Raw genomic sequence first — 20,895 nt, forward strand, 5'->3', positions numbered from 1 at the left:
TCAGATCCCTCAGAACTGGAAGTAAAGGAACGGCGAAAAGCTTTGCGCCGAGAGTTTCAGGATGGAGGCGAGGAACAGCAGCAGCACCAGGGCGCGCATGGCGTAGCGTGGCCATACCGCCACCGTGCCACCTGCCAGCACCAGGGCATCGGCGCCGGGTGCCATGTTGGCCGTTGTGCCGTGAGGGGCTGCCGGGCGGTTGCGGTAGAAATCCCGCAGGCCAAAGAACGCCAGGGTCGCGTAGGCCACCACCAGGGTTGCCACTTGCAGGCCGGTGAGGCTGGCGCGGTTGAGCTCCGACAGCGACCAGTCGCTGAAGCTGAACATGGCGCCGTACATCCGCCCGGCGACATGCAGGTTTTCTGCGCGGAAGATCACCCAGCCCATCACCACCAGCAGGAAAGTCAGGGCCCAGCGGATCGGGTTGAAGCTGTGCGGCGAGGTGTTGAGACCGATGGCTTTCTCGATCGCCAGCCACATGCCGTGCCAGGCCCCCCAGACGATGTAGGTGATGTTGGCGCCATGCCACAGGCCACCGAGCAACATGGTCAGGAACAGGTTGCGGTAGGTGGTCAGGGTGCCTTTGCGATTGCCGCCCAGGGTGATGTACAGGTAGTCGCGCAGCCAGGTCGACAGGCTGATGTGCCAGCGCCGCCAGAACTCGGTGATCGACTGGCTGATGTACGGCTGCTTGAAGTTTTCCATGAAGCGGAAACCCATCATCAAGCCCAGGCCGATGGCCATGTCGCTGTAGCCGGAGAAGTCGAAGTACAGCTGCGCGGTGTACGCCAGGGCCCCGAGCCAGGCGTCGCCGGTGGTTGGGTTCTGCAGGGCGAAACAATGGTCGGCGACCACCGCCAGGGTGTCGGCGATGAACACTTTCTTGATGAAACCCTGCATGAACCGCGTGCAGCCCTCGGAGAACTTATCGAGGGTGTGGGTGCGGTGGTTGAACTGGTCGGCGAGGTCGCGAAAACGCAGCACGGGACCGGCGATCAGGTGCGGGAAGATCGCCACGAACGCGGCGAAGTCGATCAGGTTGCGGGTCGCCGGAGTGTCGCCACGGTAGACGTCGATGATGTAGCTGATGGACTCGAAGATGTAGAACGAGATCCCGATCGGCAACAGCACGTGGGTCAGGATGAATGGCTCAAGCCCTACCGAGGTCATCATGGCGTTGATGCTGTCGACGCCGAAGTTGGCGTACTTGAAGTAGCCGAGGATGCACAGGTCCACGCCCACGCCCAGCAGCAGCCAGCGTTGGGCCGGCTTGGTGCGCACGCCGGCGGCACCGACCTTGAGGCCGATCCAGTAGTTCCACAGCGTGACGGCGGCGAACAGCGCGAGGAAGTCCACCCGCCACCAGGCATAGAACACGTAGCTGGCGATCAACAGCAGCAGGTTGCGATAGCGTTGCCCGCTCAGGTAGTACAAGCCGAGGAAGATCGGCAAGAACAAAAACAGGAACACGTTGGATGAAAATACCATCCCGATCTCTCCTAGTTGAACTCACATTCAAGGGCCAACGGCCCCCCCAAACCCCCCATGAGAATCTGGAGGGCGACACCTTCACTGTGGGAGCGGGCTTGCCCGCGATTCGGTCTGACATTCACCAAAGATGTCGACTGATACACCGCTATCGCGGGCAAGCCCGCTCCCACAAGGTTTCGTGTTGGTCTTAAGAGCCTTTGCCCTTCTCATGGCTCGGGTCGTAGACCCTGGTCAGGTCACCCCCCAGGCGGAAGGTCTTGAACGGTTGCATCTCGCGCTTCTTCTCCAGCACATCCGGCGTGCAGGTGTAGAGCGAGCAGTAGGGTTCGAGCCAGGCGAATTTCGAGTCGACTTTAAGGTCGGTCATGTCCTGCTCCTGGCCGTTCTTGTCCTCGAACTCGTCCGGGTCCTTGACCCCGGCGAGTACCCGGTCGCCCAGGCGCTTGAGCGCGCCCTGGTTTTCCTGGCGCAGGTCGACACCGTTGACCTGGGCGAAGCTGGCGATCATCGCCAGCGGCGGCAAGGCGTAGTTGTGGTAGGCCAGTGCCCGCTGTTGGCGCTTGAGTTCGTTGGGCAGGAAACCTTCGGCGTCGACCTGGTTGGCAGCGACCTTGAATTCCTTGACGGACCAGTCGAACAGATCGCGGCGGTTGGTCGCGACGGCAGTGGCCATCACCGACCAGGCGGCCCAGTACGAGTGGTTGTTGGTTTTTTCCAGCGGCAGGTTGTCCCAGTCGCTGACGACCTGGTCGGCCATTCGGCTGAACCAGGCCTCGATCTGTTGCGCTTGCTGTTGGTGAGTCGCCAGCGGCTGGGAGCTGGAGAACTTCAGGCGGATGTAGGCCGAGGCCATGCTGCCCAGCGCCCATTTGCGCATCGACTTGCCGGTATGGTTGAAGTCCTTGGACATCAAGGCATCGGCGCTGGCCCAGGCGCTCAACTGGTTGAGCGTGCATTCGAGCTGTTGCGCACGACCGTCGCGCATGAACTGCATCACCTGTTTGCTGGTGCCCCGTTCGATGCGAGTGATGTCGGCGGTGGCGTCGCGAAAGGCTTTTTCCGATTGCACGTTGAGGGTCGAGCGAGCCTTGTCGGAGCCTTCGTATTTGCTGCGAAATTGCAGCGCGCCGGTGTAGGGCGTTGGCGTGGCGTCGCAATTGCTCTTGCTGTCGCCAGTCTTGAATTTCTCCACCGGGGCCAGATAGCCCTGGGGCGGACGCAGCGGCGCGGCGGCCTGCGTGACGCCGGCGAACAGCGCCAGGCTGAGCAGGGCGGGCGCCAAACGGCTGTGCAGTTTTCGGTTGTGCATGGCAGACCTCATTGCCCGACCTGGGCGGTACGTTGCCCAGCGCTCGGGAATACGTTGCGTTTGCAGATTTTCGCTTCGACTTTCTGTGGCGCAGCACCCGCTTGCGGGCCCTGGACTTCAACGGCCAGCAGGTTCTGCGTGGCCCAGTCTTCGTCGGTGCGCAGTTCAAAGGCGAAACGACCGTCGGTGTCGGAGGTTTCCGGTTTGTCGATCTTGATGTCCTCGTGGCGACCGTTCATGTACCAGAGGGTGGCTTGCAGGGTTTTCACCGAAGGGTCGGCGAAGCGGATATCGATCTGATGGCTGCTGTTGCGCAGGTCCATGTTCTTGCTGTTGACCATCAACTCGTTCTTGCCCGGCTTGAGGGTCGAGTTGCTGCTCAGGAGCGCGTCCTTGCCTTCGCAGCCGTTATCGAGCAGGGCCATCATCTGGCGGTAGATGGTTTCCTGGTCCAGGCGATACAGCGGCGAGAACTCCCAGATGAGGATCTTCGGCGGGGTTTTCTGGAACTCCTCGCTGCCCAGGTACTGCAGCATCGAACCTTCCAGGCCACCGCCGGGGAAGGCAACGTTGAGGATGTCGGCGCCGATGGCCTCTTCCAGGAAACCGGCGAAGTTGTAGTTCTTGCCGCTGTGGCTGGTGCCGACCAGGGTGATCTGTGGGTTGCCGGCATCGCTGAACAGGTCACCGTCCGCCGCCTCGCCCTTGGGCTCGGTGGTGAACTGGTCCATGTACTGGATGGCGTAGCTGGTGCCGCACAGTTGCCCGGCCATGTTGTGCAGGGTGCCGGTCTTGCCCATGCGCCCAGACTTTTTGGTCTCGAATTCACGCTTGGGAATATCGGCGAACTCGGGCAGGTGCTTGACCTTCTCGGCGACGATTTTCGCCGTGCGCTGGGCGCCATAAGGGGTCCAGTGCTGGTCACCGCGGAAGTAGAAATCATGCGCGGGCAGGGTCTCGGGCAGCGCTTCGTTGGTCAGCGGCGAAAGGTCCGGCACCACGTAGCCCATCTCGGCAAAACGCGCGAGCATGCCCTGGTAGTTTTTCAGCGCCTTGTCGTAATCGAACGCGGCCTTCTCTTGTGGGTTGAGCTTGTTGCGGTTCACCAGGCCACGGGTCGGCTGGTAGACCACCACCAGTTCAATGCCCTTGCTCTTGAAGGCTTCGCGCAATTGCTTGAGGCGACGAAAGCCTGCCGGCGTGGTAGTGAATTCGGTGCGCAGGTCTTCCTGGGTACGGAACAGCCAATCGCCCTGGGCTTGCACCAGGGTGGTGAAGTTCTGTTGGTAACGCGTGGTGTAGTTTTTCGCGTCATGGGCTTCGGGGCACAGGTTGCAGCACGGCTCGGCACTGAAGTTCGGTGCCTTGGCCGCATCGGCGCTGGCCGCGTCACTGACGCTGAACAGGGCGGCGGCCAGGCCGGTGAGGCTGAGCAGTTTGATCAAGTGGGGTTTCATGAATGTCATCCTCAGTCGCGCATTTCGGTCTGGCGTTCGACGGGGTCGATCAGCACGGCTTTTTGCTGGCGCACCAGCAGGTCGAGGATTTCGTCCTGGCGTTCGCCGAGGATCCCCGAGAAGCTGATGCCACTGGATTTGGTCGGGGCAAGCATCGACACCCGGTACAGCTCGACGCTCAGCGGCGAGTCGATGGACAGCGGTCCGCTGCCGTTGGCGGCCAGCTCACCGCCGACCACGATCAGCGACACCTGGGCGTCGAACGGGTCGAGCTTGATGTCGCGGTCGGTGTCGGAAAGGTCCTTGATGTGGCCGTAGACCCCGGTCAGGCCGTTGGCCATGGCGATGTTTTCGTAGAGGCGGATGTTCACGCTGTTACGAATGCGAATGCCGTGGCGCCGGTTGCTGATCACCTTGTTGCCCCACAGCAGGTTGTCGCCACTCTCGTAGAGGGTGATGCCGTCGGTGTGGTTGCGGTAGATCTCGTTGTAGGCCACCAGGTTGTTGACGCTGTTACGGTCGATCACCAGCCCCGACAGTTTGTTGTCGTAGCTGCGGTTGTTGAAGATGAAGCTGTCGTTGACTTCCCGGGAAATGATGATGCCGTGCTTCTTCTTGGTGCCATGCACGGTGTTGTCGGCAATGATCAGCCCGTGGGAGCGGTCATGGGGGTCGATGCCGTAGACGATGTTGTCTTTGTAGGTGTTGCCCTTGACCACGAAGTCGCGGGTTTCATAGCAGTAGAAGCCGTACCACATGTCCGAGAATTCGGAGTCGATGATCCAGCCGCTCGGTTCCGAACGCTTGAGCACCTTGGCCATGTTCGGCGTGTACTGGGAAATACTCACCCCGTAGGACTTGCTGTTGGCGTAGCCGAAGCTGGCCATCTGGCTGTTGACGATGTAGGTCTGGGTGCCGCCCCAGGCCAGCAGGAACGGGCGGAATTCCTTGGGCGAGCGGAAGGTCGCCGGGCCGTTGGTTGATTCGCGCCAGCCGGTGATTTTGCTGTCGCGCACAAACAGCTGGCCGTCGTTGACCAGGAACGAACCGGCCTCCTCGGACAAACGCAACTCTTGGGTCTGCTTGTCGATATCGAGGATGCCCTTGGCGCCGACCACGATCGGCAAGCGGGCCAGGAACACCCCGGGCGAGGTTTCGCTGAAGTACTGTTTGGGTAGCTTTTTACTCAGGTCCTTGAGGTTGAGGTAACCGTCGTCAATGAAGATCGCCTGGGGGATGCCGTGTTGGCGCACCACCCATTCGGCCATCTTGTTGTCGCCGCCGATGAAGTCCTTCAATGCGTTTTCCTGCATCATCCGCCGCACGCTGACCTTGCCGGCCTTGCTGCGCACGATCTTGGCTTCCACCGCTTGCGCGGTGTAGCCGGACAGGTCGGGCAGCGTCGGTGCCGCCAGTTCCAGGGGCGCCGTCGGCGCACTGCTGACGGTGTAGGTCTTGGCCTGTTGCAGCTCCTTGGCCACGGTCACCGGCTGGCTTTTGCCCACCGGCGCGCCAGGCTCGACGCTGGCGAACGCAGCGTTGCCCGCCAGCAGCAGGGCGGCGGCCAACAGGTTGATCGCAGGGTTGTTCATCCGGGGCACTCCCTTGGCGGCTCGCATCAGAAGCGCCAGATCACGTCGACGAATGCGCGGTGCATGTACGAGTCGACCTGGTTGCCGTAGGCATCGCCGGGCTTGAACACACCGCCACGAAAGCGCACCAGCGCCGCCGGTTCGTCGATCGACTTGCTCAGGCTGGCCGGCAGCAAGCCTTGCTTGAAGTACTTGGTGACCACCAGGTCGACTTCCTGGCCGAGGTCCTTGTTACCGTCTTCCAGCGGCAGCGAGGTGCTCGACAGCAGCGCGCCGGTGACGTCGTCGTAGTTGTTGTCCACGGCATTGATGCCGTTGCTGCCGACCGGCTTGTTGCCGTCGACGCGCCAGAACTTGTGGTAGACCAGGCTGGCGTCGTAGTCGTCCTGGAGCATCCAGGAACCGAACAGGGTGGCGCTCTGCATGTTGTTCATTTCGCCACGGAAAGCCTCGCCAAAACGGTGGACTCGGGCGCGGGTGCCGGTGTAGTTGGAACGGTTGCTCTGCAGGCCGTTCTGCTCGTAGTCGGCGCTGGAACGGGCGTAGGCGGCACCGACCTGCCACTTCGGATCGAGGCGCAGGCGCACCCCCAGGTCGGTGGCCCAGCCATCGACATCGCCGCTGCGCTTGGCCTCGGCCGGGTGGCTGCCATCGGCGTTGAGCGGGTTGACCGTGTCGCGCTCGCCGGACATGCCGGTGACGCTGGCCCAGTAATTGACCGTGTTGGTATTGCGCCAGTTGTAAGCGTCGCTGTTGGCTTCCAGGCCGACCCAGCTCAGGTCGCCATTCTGTTTTTTGTCGCTGGCGTCGCTCGCCTCGCCCGGTATCGGGTAATCGAGCTTGCCGTCGTCATGGGTGTGATGGGCGCGCAGGCCGACCCATTGCCCCGGTGTCCATTGCGTTGCGACATCGCCGAACACATGCAGGCGGTCCTTGTCCTGAGGGGCCAGTTTGGTGAGGTCGGTGCGGTATTCGCTGAAGCGTTCGGCGATCCCGACGTTGGCTTTCAACAGGGTGGTGTCGAAGGTCCAGTTCAACGCTTCGATGTTGGTGTCGCGCCATTGTCCGTCGTCGTTGCGCAGGCGTTGGCGACCGAACTTGAGAACCTCGCCGGGGTAAGGGGTGAGGCCGCCGTAAGCGACCCAGAACTCGCGCATGGCCAGGTAGTTCTTCTTGCTCTTGCGACCGTCGTCGTTGCTGCCCTGGGTGCCTTCGGTATCGGACTGCTGCAGGGTGTCGGTCTCGATGATGTCGGTGGAGGTCACGGCCTGGCCCATGGCGTAGGCGCTCCAGTTGCCGCTTTCGCCATAGACCCACGGACGCAGGTCCAGGCCCACGCCGTTGACGTCGCCGCCAGGCGCGGTGCCCAGGTCGCGGTCGTCTTCGGATTGACCGGTGATCTTCACGTCCAGGCCCATGTGCTTGGTATCAGTCATCGCGGCCAGGGTCGGGCAGGACCACAGCAGGGCGAAGCTCAGGCCGATGCCAGCCTTTACAAAGGGATTCAACTTCATAGGGATTCCTCACCATCTTCTTGCAGGGCCTGCACGTTCAAGGGGGTCTGGCTTACGGCGCCACGGATTGCCTGTTCTTGTTGCAACAGGCGTTGCGCCTCGGCCAGTTGCGCGGGCGGCAATTGGGCTTCGAGTGTCTGTGCCAGCTCAGTGGCTTGCGGGGTGTTCTGGGCCTTGGCCAGTTGGCTGAAGACATAGGCGTTGAGCAGGTTGGGCCGGGTGCCCTTGCCTTGGGAGAACAGTTGGGCGATGGCGAAGTCGGCGCTGTTCTGGCCATTGCGCGCAGCGGTCAGCAGGTGCTCCAGGGCTTTTTGCGAATAGACCTGGCCCAGGTAGCCCCGGCGGTAGATCTGGCCGAGGTAGTAGTCGGCGGCGACTTCCCGGCCCACGGCTTTCTGGAAGTGGGATTGCGCCTGCTTGGCGTCGGCCGGCACCCACTTGCCGTCGTAGTAGAGTTTGCCCAGCAGCAGTTCGGCCCGCGGCTGGTCGGCCGCGCGACCGTTTTCCAGGTACTCCATCAGCTTGTCGACATCCCCCAGTTCAGGGAAGTCGTAGAGCAATTGGGCCAGGCTGACCCAGGCGGCGGGGTAGGCGGGGGCGATCTGCTCCAGCATGGCCTGGGCGGTTTTTTCGTCCGGGGTGCCGAGGCTGGCATCCGCCAGGACCCGTGCCACGCTGTCCATGCGCTGGGCCGACACGGTGCCGCGGCTGAAGCCGGCCTGCAGTTGCTTGAGCAGTTCGGCCTGTTGCTCGGGTTGGGCACGTTTCTGATAGACCGTGGCCAATTCGACGTAGCAGATGTCGGTGCTGCTCAGCGCCACTTTGCAGATTTTCTCGATGTCATCCAGGTGCTGGTCGTAGGTGCCCTGGGTGCGATACAGCAGCACCTGGGCCAGGCCGGCTTCCGGGTAACCGGCGCTGCGCCATTGGCTGATCTGCTGCTGCGCGTTCACGTTGGGAAAACTGTGGGGATACTGCAGGTACAGCATCGCCAGCGGGATCAGGGTATTGCCCTCGCCATTGGCGAAGGCCTTTTTCAGCAAGCCTTCGGCTTCGTGCTGCTCGGCTTCGCTGGAACCCGGCTTGGCCACCAGCAGGCGACCCAGACGGGCCTGAGCTCGTGGCGAGATTTCGGCGGCAGCCCGGTAAGTGGCTTCGGCGGCCTTGATCTGCGCCGGGTCACGGGTTTCCACCTGCAGGTCGGCCAGGCCAACCTGGGCTTCGCTGTATCCCAGCTCGGCCAGTTGTTGATAGTTCTGCTGCGCCAGCGCGGTGTCGCCACGTTTCAGCGCTTCGTTGGCCAGGCGCTGGTCGGGCAGGCCGGCGCAGCCACTGAGGCCGATGGCCAGGGCCAGTGCGCAGAACGCATAACCCTTGTGCAAATAGGCTTTTGTGGGAGCCGGGCTTGCCCGCGATGGGCATGGTTGGGTGTGCCTGGCGGACCGAGGCGTTGCTTTCGCGGGCAAGCCCGCTCCCACAATGGCTCGCTCCCACAGAGGCTGCGGTGTTCTTTGGAATGGGGGCGTGATCACAGGCATGTCCTCCGCTTAAAGACCTTTGGCCATGGCTTTGTCGATCAGCCAGTTGAGGGACGGACCACGGTCGCTGCTGACTTCCACCGGGCGGCCGGCGAAGGTGCTGTCCAGGGGAGCGTCAGGCTTGATCTGCACGCGGATGTCGGAGGACAGGTCGGCGCTGTTGAGGCTGGTGCTGCTGACGATCTTGCCGCTGCGCAGCTCGTCGTCGCCGGCCACCTGGAAGTTCACTGCGGTGCCTGGGCGCACGTCGGCGAACTGGCGATAGGTGAAGCGCGCCTCGACGTTGGCCTGGCTGTTGCGCGGCACCAACTGGAAGATCACATCGCCCTTGCTGGCGTACTGGCCGTCGGCAACCATCTGCTGGGCCACGGTGCAGTCGCAGGGGGAGGTGAGGGTGCCGGTCATCTGCTTGCCGAACAGTTCCTCAACCTTGGCCGGCTGCAACTGGTCTTCGTCCAGATGGCCCTTGAGTACGTCGAGCATGCTGGTGCTGAAAGTCGCCAGGGGCGCGCCCTTGGCGGCCACGCCGTCGGTTTGCACCAGGCTCTGCACCGTGCCATCGCGGGGCATGGTGACGTTCATTCCCGGCACGCTGACCAGGCCCGCCTGGGCATGGCTGACGAAGTACATGCCGTACACCGACTTGAGGATGAAGCCGAACGCCGCCAGGCCAATGACGAAGATCCCGGCGCTGAAGGTCACCGCCCGCAGGCGACCGAAGGCGGTCATGCCGCTGCCACCGTCCTTGAGCTTGCGCGCCTTGGTGAAGTTGTCCCGTTGCAGGGTCGCCAGCACGTCGCCCATGGTCACGATATCGCCAGACAGGTGCGAGGTGATCAGGTGGCGCAAGGTCGAGATGTCCTGGGGTTCCAGGTTCTGGAACTGGCAGCCGACGCGACCGGTCTGGCGGTCGAACGAACGGACCATCAGCTCGACGTCCATGGCCAGGCCAAGGTTGTCGATCAGAAACTGCAGCCGCCCCTTTTTCACCTCACCGACCTTGAACGGGATCTGCCCACCATTGAAGCTCAGGCCACCGGCCGACAGGTCGATCAGGCGCGCCTCCACGGGCGTGCGGTCCGGGCCGAAGAAGCGCAGCTTGGCCGGGATCTTGACTCGGGCGTGTTGGCGTTGGGCTTCGGATTCATGCACTACGTTGACGTTCACGGCGGTATTCATAGGGGCGATTTCCTAGTTAATTCAGGCAAGGCGGGTCAGACCATCAGCAACAGCGCGGCGACAAAAATGCTGCCGGCGGAGAAGGTCATGGTCCGAGACGACCAGGTGTTGAACCAACGTTGAAAGCTGGCCAGGTCACGGGTCAGGGAAGTGGGCTGGCGAGTCCAGGACTGTTGATCGAGGCGGAAGAACACGTAGATCTTCACCAGCGCGCCAACGATCTGGTTGTAATAGAGAATCACCGGGTAGGCCGGGCCGATCCGGTGTCCGGAGCAGGACAGCAACAGGGTCAGGAGCAGCCGGGTGATGCCGATCCACAGCAGGTACACCAGGATGAAGGCGGTGCCGTACTTGAAGCTGGCGATGATCGCCACGGTCAGGCCCAGCAGTGAGGTCCACATCGACACGCGCTGGTCGAACAGCACCACTGAGGTGAACAGACCCAGGCGTTTCATCCCCAGGCCCAGAGCCCGGGAGTTCTGCCGCAGGTTGTTGCCGTACCAGCGGAACATCAGCTTGCGACTGGCCTTGATGAAGCTCTTCTCCGGCGGGTGCTCCACGGTGTTGATCGCGGCATCCGGCACGTAGAAAGTGTCGTAGCCCAGGCGCATCAGGCTGAACCAGCTGGATTTGTCGTCACCGGTGAGGAACTTGAAGCGGCCCAGGCGCCAGTGTTGCAGCGAGTCGCTTTCGACATCGGCGATGAACTCCGGGTTGGTGACCACGGTCGCGCGGAACACCGACATGCGCCCGGTCATGGTCAGCACGCGCTTGGACAGGGCCATCGAGCACATGTTGATGTGGCGCTGGGCGAAACGCAGCTTGTGCCATTCGCTCATGATGTAGCCGCCGCGCACTTCACAGAATTCGTTGGTGGTCAGGCCGCCGACGTTCTCGAACAGTTGGAACCACGGCACGGTCTTGCGCACGACACCTTCGGCGAGCACGGTGTCGCCATCGATCACGGCGACCACGGCGCGGTTGTCCGGCAGGTGGCGGGAGATGGCGCGAAAACCGTAGGCCAGGCCGTCACGCTTGCCGGTGCCAGGGATGCGCACGAAGTCGAGTTTGACGTGAGCCGGCGGGTTCATTTTTGCCCACAGGCTTTTCACCAGCAGCTCATCGGACATTTCCACGATCGAGCAGACCAGGGTGGTCGGGAAGCCGCACTCGATGGCTTCGCGGATCACCGAGCTGTACACCTGGGCGGTGGTCAACGCGTCGATACGAAAACTGGTGACCATCAGAAATACATGGGACGGATCCGCCGCGCTGCCCAGCTTGCGCACTTTGCGCCGCAGGTGCGGGTAGACCACGTAGAGAAACAGCATGCCGCGCAGAAAGTGCGTGGCACCCATCGAATAGCGCCAGATACCCACGGCGCCAATCAGGAAAATAAAGTCCTTGGACTCGGCGTCAAAGGTGGACGCGGGCAACAGTAAGGCCAGGCCCATCAACAAACATAAAAACAACAGCCAACCGGCGGCCTGGAGTAGGCCGTGTTTTAGCCTGTGCATAATCGCAATCCTAAAGTCAGTGGCAAGCTCCGGGGCCCGGTAGGAGCACAGCTTGCTGGCGATGGCGAATGTGAGTCCGTCATCGCCGGCAAGCCATGCACCTACAGGTGATCCAGGTGTCGGCGCCTTACCAGCAGATGCCTTCGGTGCGGCCGCTGACGCTGGTGGCCTTGGACATGAAGCCCACCAGGTCGATGACCTGTTTGCCGTGGGGCGCGTCCTGGGCCAGGGCGCGGAACTTCTCGTCACGGTTGCCGAGGATGATCACGTCGCAGTTGTCGATCACCGAGTCGAAGTCCGAGTTGAGCAGGGACGAGACGTGGGGGATCTTCGACTCGATGTAGTCGCGGTTGGCGCCGTGAACCCGGGCGTACTCGACATTGCTGTCGTAGATGCTCAGGTCGTAGCCCTTGCCGATGAGCATTTCTGCCAGGTCTACCAGCGGGCTTTCGCGCAGGTCGTCGGTGCCCGCCTTGAAGCTCAGGCCGAGCAGGGCGATCTTGCGTTTGTCGTGGCTTTCGACGATATCGAAGGCGTTCTGCACCTGTGACTCGTTACTGCGCATCAACGAGTTGAGCAGCGGCGCCTCGACATCCAGGGAGCTGGCGCGGTAGGTCAGGGCGCGCACGTCCTTGGGCAGGCAGGAACCGCCGAAGGCGAAGCCCGGGCGCATGTAGTACTGGGACAGGTTGAGGGTCTTGTCCTGGCAGACCACGTCCATCACATCGCGGCCATCGACGCCGACGGCCTTGGCGATGTTGCCGATTTCGTTGGCGAAGGTCACTTTGGTGGCGTGCCAGACGTTGCAGGTGTACTTGATCATCTCGGCCACGGCGATGTCCTTGCGGATGATCGGCGCGTCGAGTTCTTCGTACAGCGATTGCAGAACGTCGCCCGAGGCGGTGTCGAATTCGCCGATTACGGTCATCGGCGGCTGGTCGTAGTCCTTGATCGCCGTGCTTTCACGCAGGAACTCAGGATTGACCGCAACGCCGAAGTCGATCCCGGCCTTCTTGCCCGAGCAGTCTTCGAGGATCGGGATCACCACGTTGGCCACGGTGCCCGGCAATACGGTGCTGCGCACCACGATGGTGTGGCGGGTGGTCTTGTCACGCAGGACAAAACCAATCTCGCGGCATACCGCCTCGATGTAGTTGAGTTCCAGGTCGCCGTTTTTCTTGCTGGGCGTACCGACGCAGATCATCGACAGGTCGGTGTCGCGAATGGCCTCGGCGAAGTTGGTGGTACCCCGCAGGCGACCGGTCTGGATGCCTTGTGCGAGTAGCTCGCCCAGGCCCGGTTCAACGATCGGCGAACGACCGGCATTGATCATATCGATCTTGTCTTTGGCGACATCGACGCCGACGACGTCATGGCCTCGTGCAGACAGGCAACCGGCACAGACTGCACCGACGTAACCCAAACCAAATATGCTGATGCGCATCGCATTTACCTCTGTGTTTATCACGCCATTAAATGGCCGAAGTTAATAGTGTTCAGCGGTCGTAATTAACGCGGAAGTTCGGCAGGCGAACACCGCACTTCCTTCTATTGGCATGCTCAGTGGCGAGTGTCTAAATAAGTGCACTCAAGTTGTGCGTAACTTGGCCTGATTGTGTTGGCTCGCCCTGATATGCAGCCGGGCGTCCTTTGGGGCGCCGTGGTGCAACTGTCGGGTGATCCTGAGGTTCGGCAAAATGCCAGTAACCTTAACCACTTAGGTGCCCGCATTGAGCACGCTTATGGGGGGCGCAGCCTTGGCCTTTGGGCAATAGTGAGGTGAGGGGTCTCCTGTCGTTCACTGTTATCCCGGTTTAATGGTGAAGCCTGCCAAGTTCAATGTGACAACTTGGTGAGTGGCTTGGCACTTGGCGTAAGTTATCTCCTACAGCGACATGGAGAATCGTTACCGGTGGTATGAGCGGCGTATTTTCAGATAGTTCATGGCCGTTCATCCCCCACTCTGAAATTTCTTGAAATATTGGCAAAGATGGCACTGCTCTCATATTGATAGCACTTGCCGTTTGGCCCTTTATTAATGGGGAGTTAATTGACGGGGATAGTTTTATGCCACTACCGGGTTAAAAAAACGGTGCCACTAGTGAAAAAAATCACCCCTGTCGAGTGAAATTAAAGTTAGCGCAATGGGGTGGTGGTTTTTTGGCGCCATAAGAATGGCGTGATGACGTGCAGAGAGGAGAAAGGGGGGCGGGGCGCACGTACCGCTGGTCGGGCCGTGCGCCAGGAGGGTGCGTCAGTCCTCGGCGTGGTCGCGCAGGAACACCAGGCTGTCGGGTTTCGACTGCTCGGCGCTGTAGCGGTAACCCTGCTGGTCGAACTGCTTGAGGTCGGCGGGGTCGTTGATGCGTTCCTGGATGACGAAGCGGCTCATCATGCCGCGGGCCTTTTTCGCGTAGAAACTGATGATCTTGTACTGGCCGTTCTTCAGGTCCTTGAACTCGGTATTGATGATCCGGGCATTCAGGGCGCTGCGCTTGACCGCCGAGAAGTATTCGTTGGAGGCCAGGTTGAGCAGCACGTCGTCGCCTTGCTCGGCCAGGGCCTCATTCAACCATTCACTGATCAGCGTGCCCCAGAACGCGTAGAGGTCCTTGCCCCGGGCGTTGGCCAGCTTGGTGCCCATCTCCAGGCGGTAGGGCTGCATCAAGTCCAGCGGGCGCAACAGGCCGTACAGGCCCGAGAGCATGCGCAGGTGTTGCTGGGCATAGTCGAAATCGGCTTCGCTGAAAGTCTGGGCATTCATCCCGGTGTAGACGTCGCCCTTGAAGGCCAGCAGCGCCTGCTTGGCGTTCTGCGGGGTGAACGCCGGGGTCCAGCTGCCAAAGCGCGCGGCATTGAGGCCGCCGATCTTGTCGGAAACGTGCATCAGTTCGCTGATCTGCGCCGGGCTCAACTCGCGCAACTGCTGGATCAGTTCCTGGGAATGATCGAGGTATTGCGGCTGGGTGAAGCGCTGGGTGGCCGGCGGTGTTTGGTAATCGAGGGTCTTGGCGGGGGAAATCACCATCAGCATGAAGTCGTCTCCTTTAATCGTGCGGGGATTCTAGGGGGTTGGGCGGTTTGACTCCAGCTATCAGGACGATAGGTGCCGGGCGGTGTGCGTGTGGTAGGAGCAAAGCTTGCTCGTGATGAACGATAAGCGGATTTTGCGCGCATACCGCGTCGCGCCAATCTCGCCAATCGCGGCATAGGTATCTACACAACTGTGGTGCGACGTTGTACCTGTGGGCCGACCGGGGTGTTGGATTAGACCGAGTACATATCCATTTCTTCGGTAACGGCCTCCTATGGTTCCGCCAGACGGCGGCTCACTTTTGAACAGCGCAAAAGTAAGCAAAACGCTTTTACCCCACCACTCGGTGCCTCGCTTAGGCTCGGCATGCCCGTACTCCGACATTGATTTGGGGGCCGCCGCAATGGGCCATCCATGGCCCAGTGCGGCTAAACCGGCGTCCTGCCGGTTTACCCCCCAAATCAATATCGAAGTACGGCCAGCGTGGTTAACGGGGCGCCCAGGATCAAAAACAAAGCGAGGCGGCCTAAAAGCCGACCTGATCGCTAGGGCATGCGCGGTGTCGCTTCTACTTCCTAAGACGCTGACGAAGTCAGCAATCTTTTGATCTGGCTCTGGCTCTGGCTCTGGCTCTGGCTTTGGTTTGGCTTTTTTGATCCTGGGCGCCCCGTTAACCACGCTGGCCGAACGCAGGCTTGAAGCCGTGGGTAACCCGGCAGGACGCCGGGTTAGCCGCCCCGCGCCATGGATGGCGCGTGGCGGCGGCCCACGGTTTCAAGCCGGAGTGAGGGGCACACCGAGCCCAAGCGAGGTGCCAAGTGGTGGGGCAAGAGCCTTTTGCTTACTTTTGGGCTCCTCCAAAAGTGAGCCGCTGTAAAAGCGGAACCATAGGAGGCCGTTACCGAAAAAATGGATATGTACTGGGCCCAATCCAACACCCCAGCGGCCGCCACGCAAGCAAGCTCCCTCGCCACAGGCCGCTACAACGTTGTGTAGATACCTATGCCAATCGCGGGCAAGCCTTGCTCCCACAGAAGGAGGGGAGGCAAGGTGCGGATGGGCTATAGTGCCGCGGGGTTTTGCAACGGAGACGTCCCTTTGCGTATCGCTTTACTGTTTGGCGCCTGGCTGTTCAGTGCGGGCGTGCTTGCCGCGCCCAACGAACCGGCCACCCTCGATCGCAGCACCTGGCCAGAGCAACTGACCAGCCCGACCCTGTTCGATGTCGCCTCACGGGCGGAGATCCTCGCGTTCTCTCGGGCTCTGCTCGACAGTGAAGGGCTCGACGAGCCGGCCCTGAAGCAGCGCCTGGGCTTGCGCATGATCAATCTCGAGGCGATCAATGCCCTGCGCGAGCGGATGTGGGTGCGCTTGCTGGCCAACTACGGGTTCGCCGAGCAAAGCTGCGACCAGGACGCCTCCTTCTGTTTCCTGGTCGAGGACCGCGAGACATTGCGCCAGCAGGCCGCCAAGTTCGAACTCGGGCCGGACTCCTTTTATACCCGTTGGGCCGAGCCGAGCCGGGAGTTTCACCAGCACTACCTGGACGAACAATTGCGCAAGGCCGCGTTGCTGCCCCAGACGAGCAGTGAAGTCGAGCTGTTTGGCGACTACGAGCGTAATGGCGAGCCCCTGCATGACCGGCTGTTTGTCCTGAGTTTCGACAGCGGCGCCAATCGGGTGCCGGATCACACTGCCTGGCTGACCGAGTATCTGCGCAAGGCCAATCTGTCCGGGGTGTTCTTTGTCTTGGGCAGTGATATCCAGGGCCGCCTGGCGCAACAGTCGGTCGCCCAGTTGCAAAGGCTTTACGCGGGCCAGTGCGTCGGGGTCCAGGGGTGGCAGTTCCGTTCCCACAGTCACTGGCAGGACTGGCAGTACTCGGTGACACGCAGCATCGAACTGGTGAAGAAGCGGCTGCCGGAAAACTTCGTGCCGCTGTTCCGCCCACCCAATGGTCAACGGCGCACCGATGGTGCGGGGTTTTTCCAGGCCCAGGGGCTGCAGGTGGCGCTGTGGGACATCGATCCGGCCGACAGCACCCGGCAACTGACGGGGGAGCAGAGTGCACAGCGGGTCTTGACCCTGATGTTGCTATGGCGCCATGGGGTGATCAATTTCAACACCCGGCAGGATGGGGTGAAAACGGCGCTGCCTTGGCTGTTGGCGCGAACGGCGCAAAGCGGGATTGGCTGGGAGGAGTGTCGGCAGGCATTTCGTTGAAAAGGTAAAAGCCCGGAATCATTGGCTTTCGGCCGATTTTCAGGGGCAATTCGATGCAGGCGGACTTCCGACTTTAACGGTGCCGGTGCCATGCGCCAAGCGGTATTTATCGGGTAAAAAAATAAACTTCAAAAAAGCATCAAAGTGCTTTTTTCTGTCATGGGTTTTGGAGTATTACGAAGACAGACCGCCGAAACCTGCAACACAGGTGGCGTCTTCCAAGACCCCTTGTGTGCAGTTCACTTGAGTCGTGCCGTAGGCGCACGTCAAGTGGACTCGGTGGCCACTTCGAGGCGCAGAACTGTCACGGTATTGCGTCGACTGGCTCCCACAAAGGTGACCGAGTATGGATGATCACGGACGTAGTTCTTCTTCCAACCAGCCAATCCTTTATGTACTCGATACCAACGTATTGATTCACGATCCCAACGCGTTGCTGAACTTTGAAGAGCACCACGTTGCCATCCCGATGACCGTCCTTGAAGAGCTGGACAAGCTCAAGAGTGGCCATCACAGCGTTGCCGCCGAATGCCGCCAGGCCATTCGCCTGATCGACAAGACCCTGGGCGACGCATCCCCTGAAGACGTTGAACTGGGTGTGCCGATCCAGCGTGGAAAAAGCGGGCCCAAGGGGCTGCTGTCGATTCTGATGAGCAAGCGTACCGAACCGAACATCGTTCTGCCCGAGCACCTGAACGACAACATCATCATCAACCAGTTGATCGACCTGCACGCGCGCGAACCGGAGTTGCCGGTGGTGCTGGTCACCAAAGACATCAACATGCGCCTCAAGGCCCGGGCCTGCGGGATCGCGGCAGAGGACTACAGCACCGACCAACTGGTTGATGACGTGTCGTTGCTGCCCAACGGTTATCACAACATGACCGGCTCCTTCTGGGACCGCGTGAGCAAGGTCGAAACCCGTCAGGACCACGGCCGCACCTGGCACCAGGTGCAGTTGATCGACAACCTGCCGGCGGTGCACATCAACGAATTCATCATCGACGAGCAGGGATTTGTCGGCTGGATCAAGGAAATCCAGGTCGACAAGCTGCTGATCCTCGACCTGCATCAGGAACCCCTGTTGCACCAGGAAGCCTGGGGTCTGAAACCTCGCGACATCTACCAGAGCCTGGCGCTGTACGCCTTGCTGGACCCGGACATCCACCTGGTCAACCTGTCGGGCGCTGCCGGTTCCGGTAAAACCATCCTGGCCCTGGCCGCGGCTATCGAGCAGACCATGGTCAGCAAGCGCTACCGGCGCATTATCGCCACCCGCAGCGTGCAGGGGCTGGACCAGGAGATCGGCTTCCTGCCGGGTACCGAAGCGGAAAAAATGGAGCCTTGGCTTGGCGCCATCACCGATAACCTCGAAGCCTTGCACATGGATGACGAAAGCACCCATGGCAGCGTCGACTACATCCTCAGCAAAGTGCCTTTGCAGTTCAAATCCCTCAACTACATCCGCGGTCGCAGCTTCCAGCAGAGCCTGATCCTGATCGACGAATGCCAGAACCTCACGCCGCACCAGATGAAAACCATCATCACCCGTGCTGGTGCCGGTTCCAAAGTGGTGTGCCTGGGTAACCTGGCGCAGATCGATACCCCTTACCTGTCCGCGACCAGCTCCGGGCTGACGTACCTGACCGAACGCTTCAAGGACTTCCCCAACGGTGTGCACATCACCCTGCAAGGGGTGCCACGTTCGATTCTGGCCGAATACGCCGAATCCCATCTGTAACCTCCTCGGCAAACACGGGCGGCCCAACAGCTGCCCGTTTTTTATGGCCCGCTGTGTCCCTGATATTCAAGCGTGCGGAAAATTGACCCGCGGGTTTACAATCGGCGCTCCTGATCAGGAGTAACCCCGTGCTGACTCATCTCGATTCCCAAGGTCGCGCCAATATGGTCGACGTCACCGAAAAAGCCGTGACGTCCCGTGAGGCCACGGCCGAAGCGCTGGTGCGCATGCTTCCCGAAACCCTGCAAATGATTGTCAGCGGCGGCCATCCCAAGGGCGATGTGTTCGCCGTGGCCCGTATTGCCGGAATCCAGGCAGCGAAAAAAACCTCCGACCTGATCCCGCTGTGCCATCCGCTGATGCTGACCGGGGTCAAGGTCGAGCTCAGTGCCGAAGGGGTCGATGCCGTGCGCATCACCGCGCGTTGCAAGTTGGCCGGGCAGACCGGGGTGGAAATGGAAGCCCTGACCGCCGCCAGCATCGCGGCGCTGACCATCTATGACATGTGCAAGGCCGTGGACCGGGGCATGGTCATCGAGAGTGTGCGCCTGCTGGAGAAGCTGGGTGGCAAGAGCGGGCACTATCAGGTGGCCGGGCAATGAACCTCACCGTGAAGTTTTTTGCCCGTTACCGCGAAGCCCTGGGCGTGGATTCGGTACAGGTAGAGGGCGATTTCGCCACGGTCGACGATGTCCGGGCGCTGCTGGCGCAACGTGACGGCGCCGAGGTGCTGAGCGAGCAGAACCTGATGTGTGCGCGTAACGAAGAGCTGTGCCAACTGGATGAACCGGTCGGCGACGGCGATGAACTGGCGTTTTTTCCCACTGTGACCGGAGGCTGAGTCATGGCGATTCGCGTGCAGGCGTCGCCCTTCGATCCGGGCGCTGAAGTCAACGCGATGCATGCCGCCAATGTCGGCGTGGGCGCGGTGGTGAGTTTTGTCGGCTACGTGCGTGACTTCAACGACGGCCTCGATGTGGCCGGGATGTTCCTGGAACACTACCCGGGCATGACGCAGAAGGCGCTGGGCAAGATTGCCGAGGAGGCCGAGCAGCGTTGGCCGTTGCTCAAGCTGGAAGTGCTGCACCGCATCGGAGCGTTGCAGCCGGGCGAGCCGATCGTGTTTGTCGGCGCCGCCAGCGCCCACCGCCAGGCGGCGTTCGACGCCTGCGCCTTTGTCATGGACTACCTGAAGACCCGCGCGCCGTTCTGGAAAAAAGAACTGACCAGTGACGGCCCGCGCTGGGTGGACGGGCGTGACAGCGATCACGCGGCAGCGGATCGCTGGAAACCGTAACCTCCAACGCTTGATATCCCCACTCGACCAATGGCCGAGATACCTCCGTGCGCCTGATTGACGAGTAATACATAAAAGTCCAGTATGGAATTATAAGTATAAAAAACCGCTTGAGGCTTCAAGCCTTGAGCGTGCAATTGCTTCTCTTCCTCTTGCCAAACCAACAACAACTCGCGAGAAATTCAACATGAAGAAGCTTCCCCTCATCAGTGGTCTGGCCCTCAGTCTGTTGGCGTGCAGCCCGTTGTTCGCGGCTGAGAAAACCCTGCGCCTGGGCATTGAAGCGGCATACCCGCCGTTCGCCTCGAAAACCTCCGAAGGCACGATCACCGGTTTTGACTATGAAATTGGCAATGCGCTGTGCGCGCAGATGAAGGTCAAGTGCGAGTGGGTCGAGGGTGAATTCGATGGGCTGATTCCTTCCCTCAAGGTGAAGAAAATCGATGCGGCCCTGTCGTCCATGACCATCAACGAAGACCGCAAGAAGTCGGTGGATTTCAGCCACAAGTACTACTTCACCTCGTCGCGGTTTGTGATGAAGGACGGTGCCGTGGTGGATGACCAGTACGCCAGCCTCAAGGGCAAGACCCTGGGGGTTCAGCGCGCCACCACCACTGATCGTTTTGCCACTGAAGTGCTGGAGCCCAAGGGCGTGCTGGTCAAGCGCTACAGCAACAACGAAGAAATCTACATGGACCTGGCCGCCGGTCGTCTGGACGGTATTTTCGCCGACACCATTCCGTTGAGCGATTTCCTCTCGATGCCGCGTGGCAAGGGTTATGCGTTCGTCGGGCCAGAACTCAAGGATCCGAAATACGTCGGTGAAGGCGCCGGGATTGCGGTGCGCAAGGGCAACAGCGAACTGGTCGCCGAGTTGAACAAGGCCATCGACGGCATTCGCGCCAATGGCGAATACCAGCAGATTTCCCAGAAGTACTTCAAGTCGGACATCTACGGCGACTGATTAACTGCTATCGCGAGCAAGCGGAGCGCCGCCCGGCTC

The 20,895-nt window shown here is 61.0% G+C and carries 16 protein-coding genes; 6 read left to right on the forward strand and 10 right to left on the reverse strand.

All coding sequences use genetic code 11. From position 1 onward, the window contains the following. Positions 1-9: 9 nt before the first annotated feature. The 10 genes from QMK50_RS18625 to yaaA form a co-directional block, all read right to left on the reverse strand. Positions 10-1,488 carry an MBOAT family O-acyltransferase gene (locus QMK50_RS18625; RefSeq protein ID WP_159993889.1) on the reverse strand — a complete coding sequence of 493 codons (1,479 nt, stop codon included), beginning with the start codon at positions 1,486-1,488 and terminating at the stop codon, positions 10-12. A gap of 190 nt (positions 1,489-1,678) precedes the next feature. Continuing rightward, positions 1,679-2,800, reverse strand: a complete 1,122-nt coding sequence (locus tag QMK50_RS18630) for a mannuronate-specific alginate lyase (protein WP_320333697.1) — start codon at positions 2,798-2,800, stop codon at positions 1,679-1,681. Between the two features lie 8 nt (positions 2,801-2,808). Further along, positions 2,809-4,257: an alginate O-acetyltransferase gene (locus tag QMK50_RS18635; RefSeq protein WP_095171929.1), complete on the reverse strand. Its 1,449-nt coding sequence runs from the start codon at positions 4,255-4,257 to the stop codon at positions 2,809-2,811. 11 nt (positions 4,258-4,268) lie between these two features. Beyond that, complete coding sequence (algG, locus tag QMK50_RS18640; RefSeq protein ID WP_320333698.1) at positions 4,269-5,849, reverse strand: mannuronan 5-epimerase AlgG; 1,581 nt, start codon at positions 5,847-5,849, stop codon at positions 4,269-4,271. 26 nt (positions 5,850-5,875) lie between these two features. Next, the gene (locus QMK50_RS18645) at positions 5,876-7,363 is read right to left on the reverse strand and encodes an alginate export family protein (protein WP_320333699.1); all 1,488 of its coding nucleotides are present in this window, start codon (positions 7,361-7,363) and stop codon (positions 5,876-5,878) included. Continuing rightward, positions 7,360-8,745, reverse strand: coding sequence for an alginate biosynthesis TPR repeat lipoprotein AlgK (gene algK, locus QMK50_RS18650; protein WP_413787300.1), 1,386 nt, complete (start codon positions 8,743-8,745; stop codon positions 7,360-7,362). Before algK ends, QMK50_RS18645 begins: the two co-directional genes overlap by 4 nt. A 165-nt stretch (positions 8,746-8,910) precedes the next feature. After that, positions 8,911-10,080 carry an alginate biosynthesis protein Alg44 gene (locus tag QMK50_RS18655; RefSeq protein WP_159993896.1) on the reverse strand — a complete coding sequence of 390 codons (1,170 nt, stop codon included), beginning with the start codon at positions 10,078-10,080 and terminating at the stop codon, positions 8,911-8,913. Between the two features lie 35 nt (positions 10,081-10,115). Beyond that, positions 10,116-11,597 carry a mannuronan synthase gene (gene alg8, locus QMK50_RS18660; protein ID WP_413787301.1) on the reverse strand — a complete coding sequence of 494 codons (1,482 nt, stop codon included), beginning with the start codon at positions 11,595-11,597 and terminating at the stop codon, positions 10,116-10,118. Positions 11,598-11,724: 127 nt separating this feature from the next. Next, a complete protein-coding gene (locus QMK50_RS18665) occupies positions 11,725-13,041 on the reverse strand; it encodes a nucleotide sugar dehydrogenase (protein WP_159993898.1) in 1,317 nt (438 codons plus the stop codon). 810 nt (positions 13,042-13,851) lie between these two features. Further along, positions 13,852-14,631, reverse strand: a complete 780-nt coding sequence (yaaA, locus tag QMK50_RS18670) for a peroxide stress protein YaaA (RefSeq protein ID WP_320333701.1) — start codon at positions 14,629-14,631, stop codon at positions 13,852-13,854. Positions 14,632-15,729: 1,098 nt separating this feature from the next. Between yaaA and QMK50_RS18675 the strand changes: the two genes are divergently transcribed. From QMK50_RS18675 to QMK50_RS18700, 6 genes are all read left to right on the forward strand, one after another. Further along, complete coding sequence (locus tag QMK50_RS18675; protein ID WP_320333702.1) at positions 15,730-16,854, forward strand: polysaccharide deacetylase family protein; 1,125 nt, start codon at positions 15,730-15,732, stop codon at positions 16,852-16,854. Between the two features lie 346 nt (positions 16,855-17,200). Further along, a complete protein-coding gene (locus tag QMK50_RS18680) occupies positions 17,201-18,595 on the forward strand; it encodes a PhoH family protein (RefSeq protein WP_095171240.1) in 1,395 nt (464 codons plus the stop codon). Between the two features lie 128 nt (positions 18,596-18,723). Next, positions 18,724-19,197, forward strand: coding sequence for a cyclic pyranopterin monophosphate synthase MoaC (moaC, locus tag QMK50_RS18685; RefSeq protein ID WP_095171238.1), 474 nt, complete (start codon positions 18,724-18,726; stop codon positions 19,195-19,197). Beyond that, positions 19,194-19,436 (forward strand): MoaD/ThiS family protein, encoded by a 243-nt coding sequence (locus tag QMK50_RS18690; protein ID WP_095171236.1) that lies wholly within the window; start codon positions 19,194-19,196, stop codon positions 19,434-19,436. Before moaC ends, QMK50_RS18690 begins: the two co-directional genes overlap by 4 nt. Positions 19,437-19,439: 3 nt before the next feature. Continuing rightward, positions 19,440-19,892 carry a molybdopterin synthase catalytic subunit MoaE gene (gene moaE, locus QMK50_RS18695; protein ID WP_095171234.1) on the forward strand — a complete coding sequence of 151 codons (453 nt, stop codon included), beginning with the start codon at positions 19,440-19,442 and terminating at the stop codon, positions 19,890-19,892. 187 nt (positions 19,893-20,079) lie between these two features. After that, positions 20,080-20,856: an ABC transporter substrate-binding protein gene (locus tag QMK50_RS18700; protein ID WP_159993904.1), complete on the forward strand. Its 777-nt coding sequence runs from the start codon at positions 20,080-20,082 to the stop codon at positions 20,854-20,856. The last annotated feature ends 39 nt before the right edge of the window (positions 20,857-20,895 follow it).

It is taken from the genome of Pseudomonas sp. P5_152 (assembly GCF_033989915.1).
In the GTDB taxonomy this organism is placed as follows: domain Bacteria; phylum Pseudomonadota; class Gammaproteobacteria; order Pseudomonadales; family Pseudomonadaceae; genus Aquipseudomonas.

Coding starts and splice junctions, on each gene's coding strand:
- moaE (WP_095171234.1), top strand. CDS start 19,440: ATGGCGATTCGCGTGCAGGCGTCGCCCTTCGATCCGGGCGCTGAAGTC.
- algG (WP_320333698.1), bottom strand. CDS start 5,849: ATGAACAACCCTGCGATCAACCTGTTGGCCGCCGCCCTGCTGCTGGCG.
- QMK50_RS18700 (WP_159993904.1), top strand. CDS start 20,080: ATGAAGAAGCTTCCCCTCATCAGTGGTCTGGCCCTCAGTCTGTTGGCG.
- QMK50_RS18630 (WP_320333697.1), bottom strand. CDS start 2,800: ATGCACAACCGAAAACTGCACAGCCGTTTGGCGCCCGCCCTGCTCAGC.
- QMK50_RS18665 (WP_159993898.1), bottom strand. CDS start 13,041: ATGCGCATCAGCATATTTGGTTTGGGTTACGTCGGTGCAGTCTGTGCC.
- QMK50_RS18625 (WP_159993889.1), bottom strand. CDS start 1,488: ATGGTATTTTCATCCAACGTGTTCCTGTTTTTGTTCTTGCCGATCTTC.
- alg8 (WP_413787301.1), bottom strand. CDS start 11,597: ATGCACAGGCTAAAACACGGCCTACTCCAGGCCGCCGGTTGGCTGTTG.
- QMK50_RS18690 (WP_095171236.1), top strand. CDS start 19,194: ATGAACCTCACCGTGAAGTTTTTTGCCCGTTACCGCGAAGCCCTGGGC.
- QMK50_RS18635 (WP_095171929.1), bottom strand. CDS start 4,257: ATGAAACCCCACTTGATCAAACTGCTCAGCCTCACCGGCCTGGCCGCC.
- QMK50_RS18645 (WP_320333699.1), bottom strand. CDS start 7,363: ATGAAGTTGAATCCCTTTGTAAAGGCTGGCATCGGCCTGAGCTTCGCC.
- yaaA (WP_320333701.1), bottom strand. CDS start 14,631: ATGCTGATGGTGATTTCCCCCGCCAAGACCCTCGATTACCAAACACCG.
- QMK50_RS18680 (WP_095171240.1), top strand. CDS start 17,201: ATGGATGATCACGGACGTAGTTCTTCTTCCAACCAGCCAATCCTTTAT.
- QMK50_RS18655 (WP_159993896.1), bottom strand. CDS start 10,080: ATGAATACCGCCGTGAACGTCAACGTAGTGCATGAATCCGAAGCCCAA.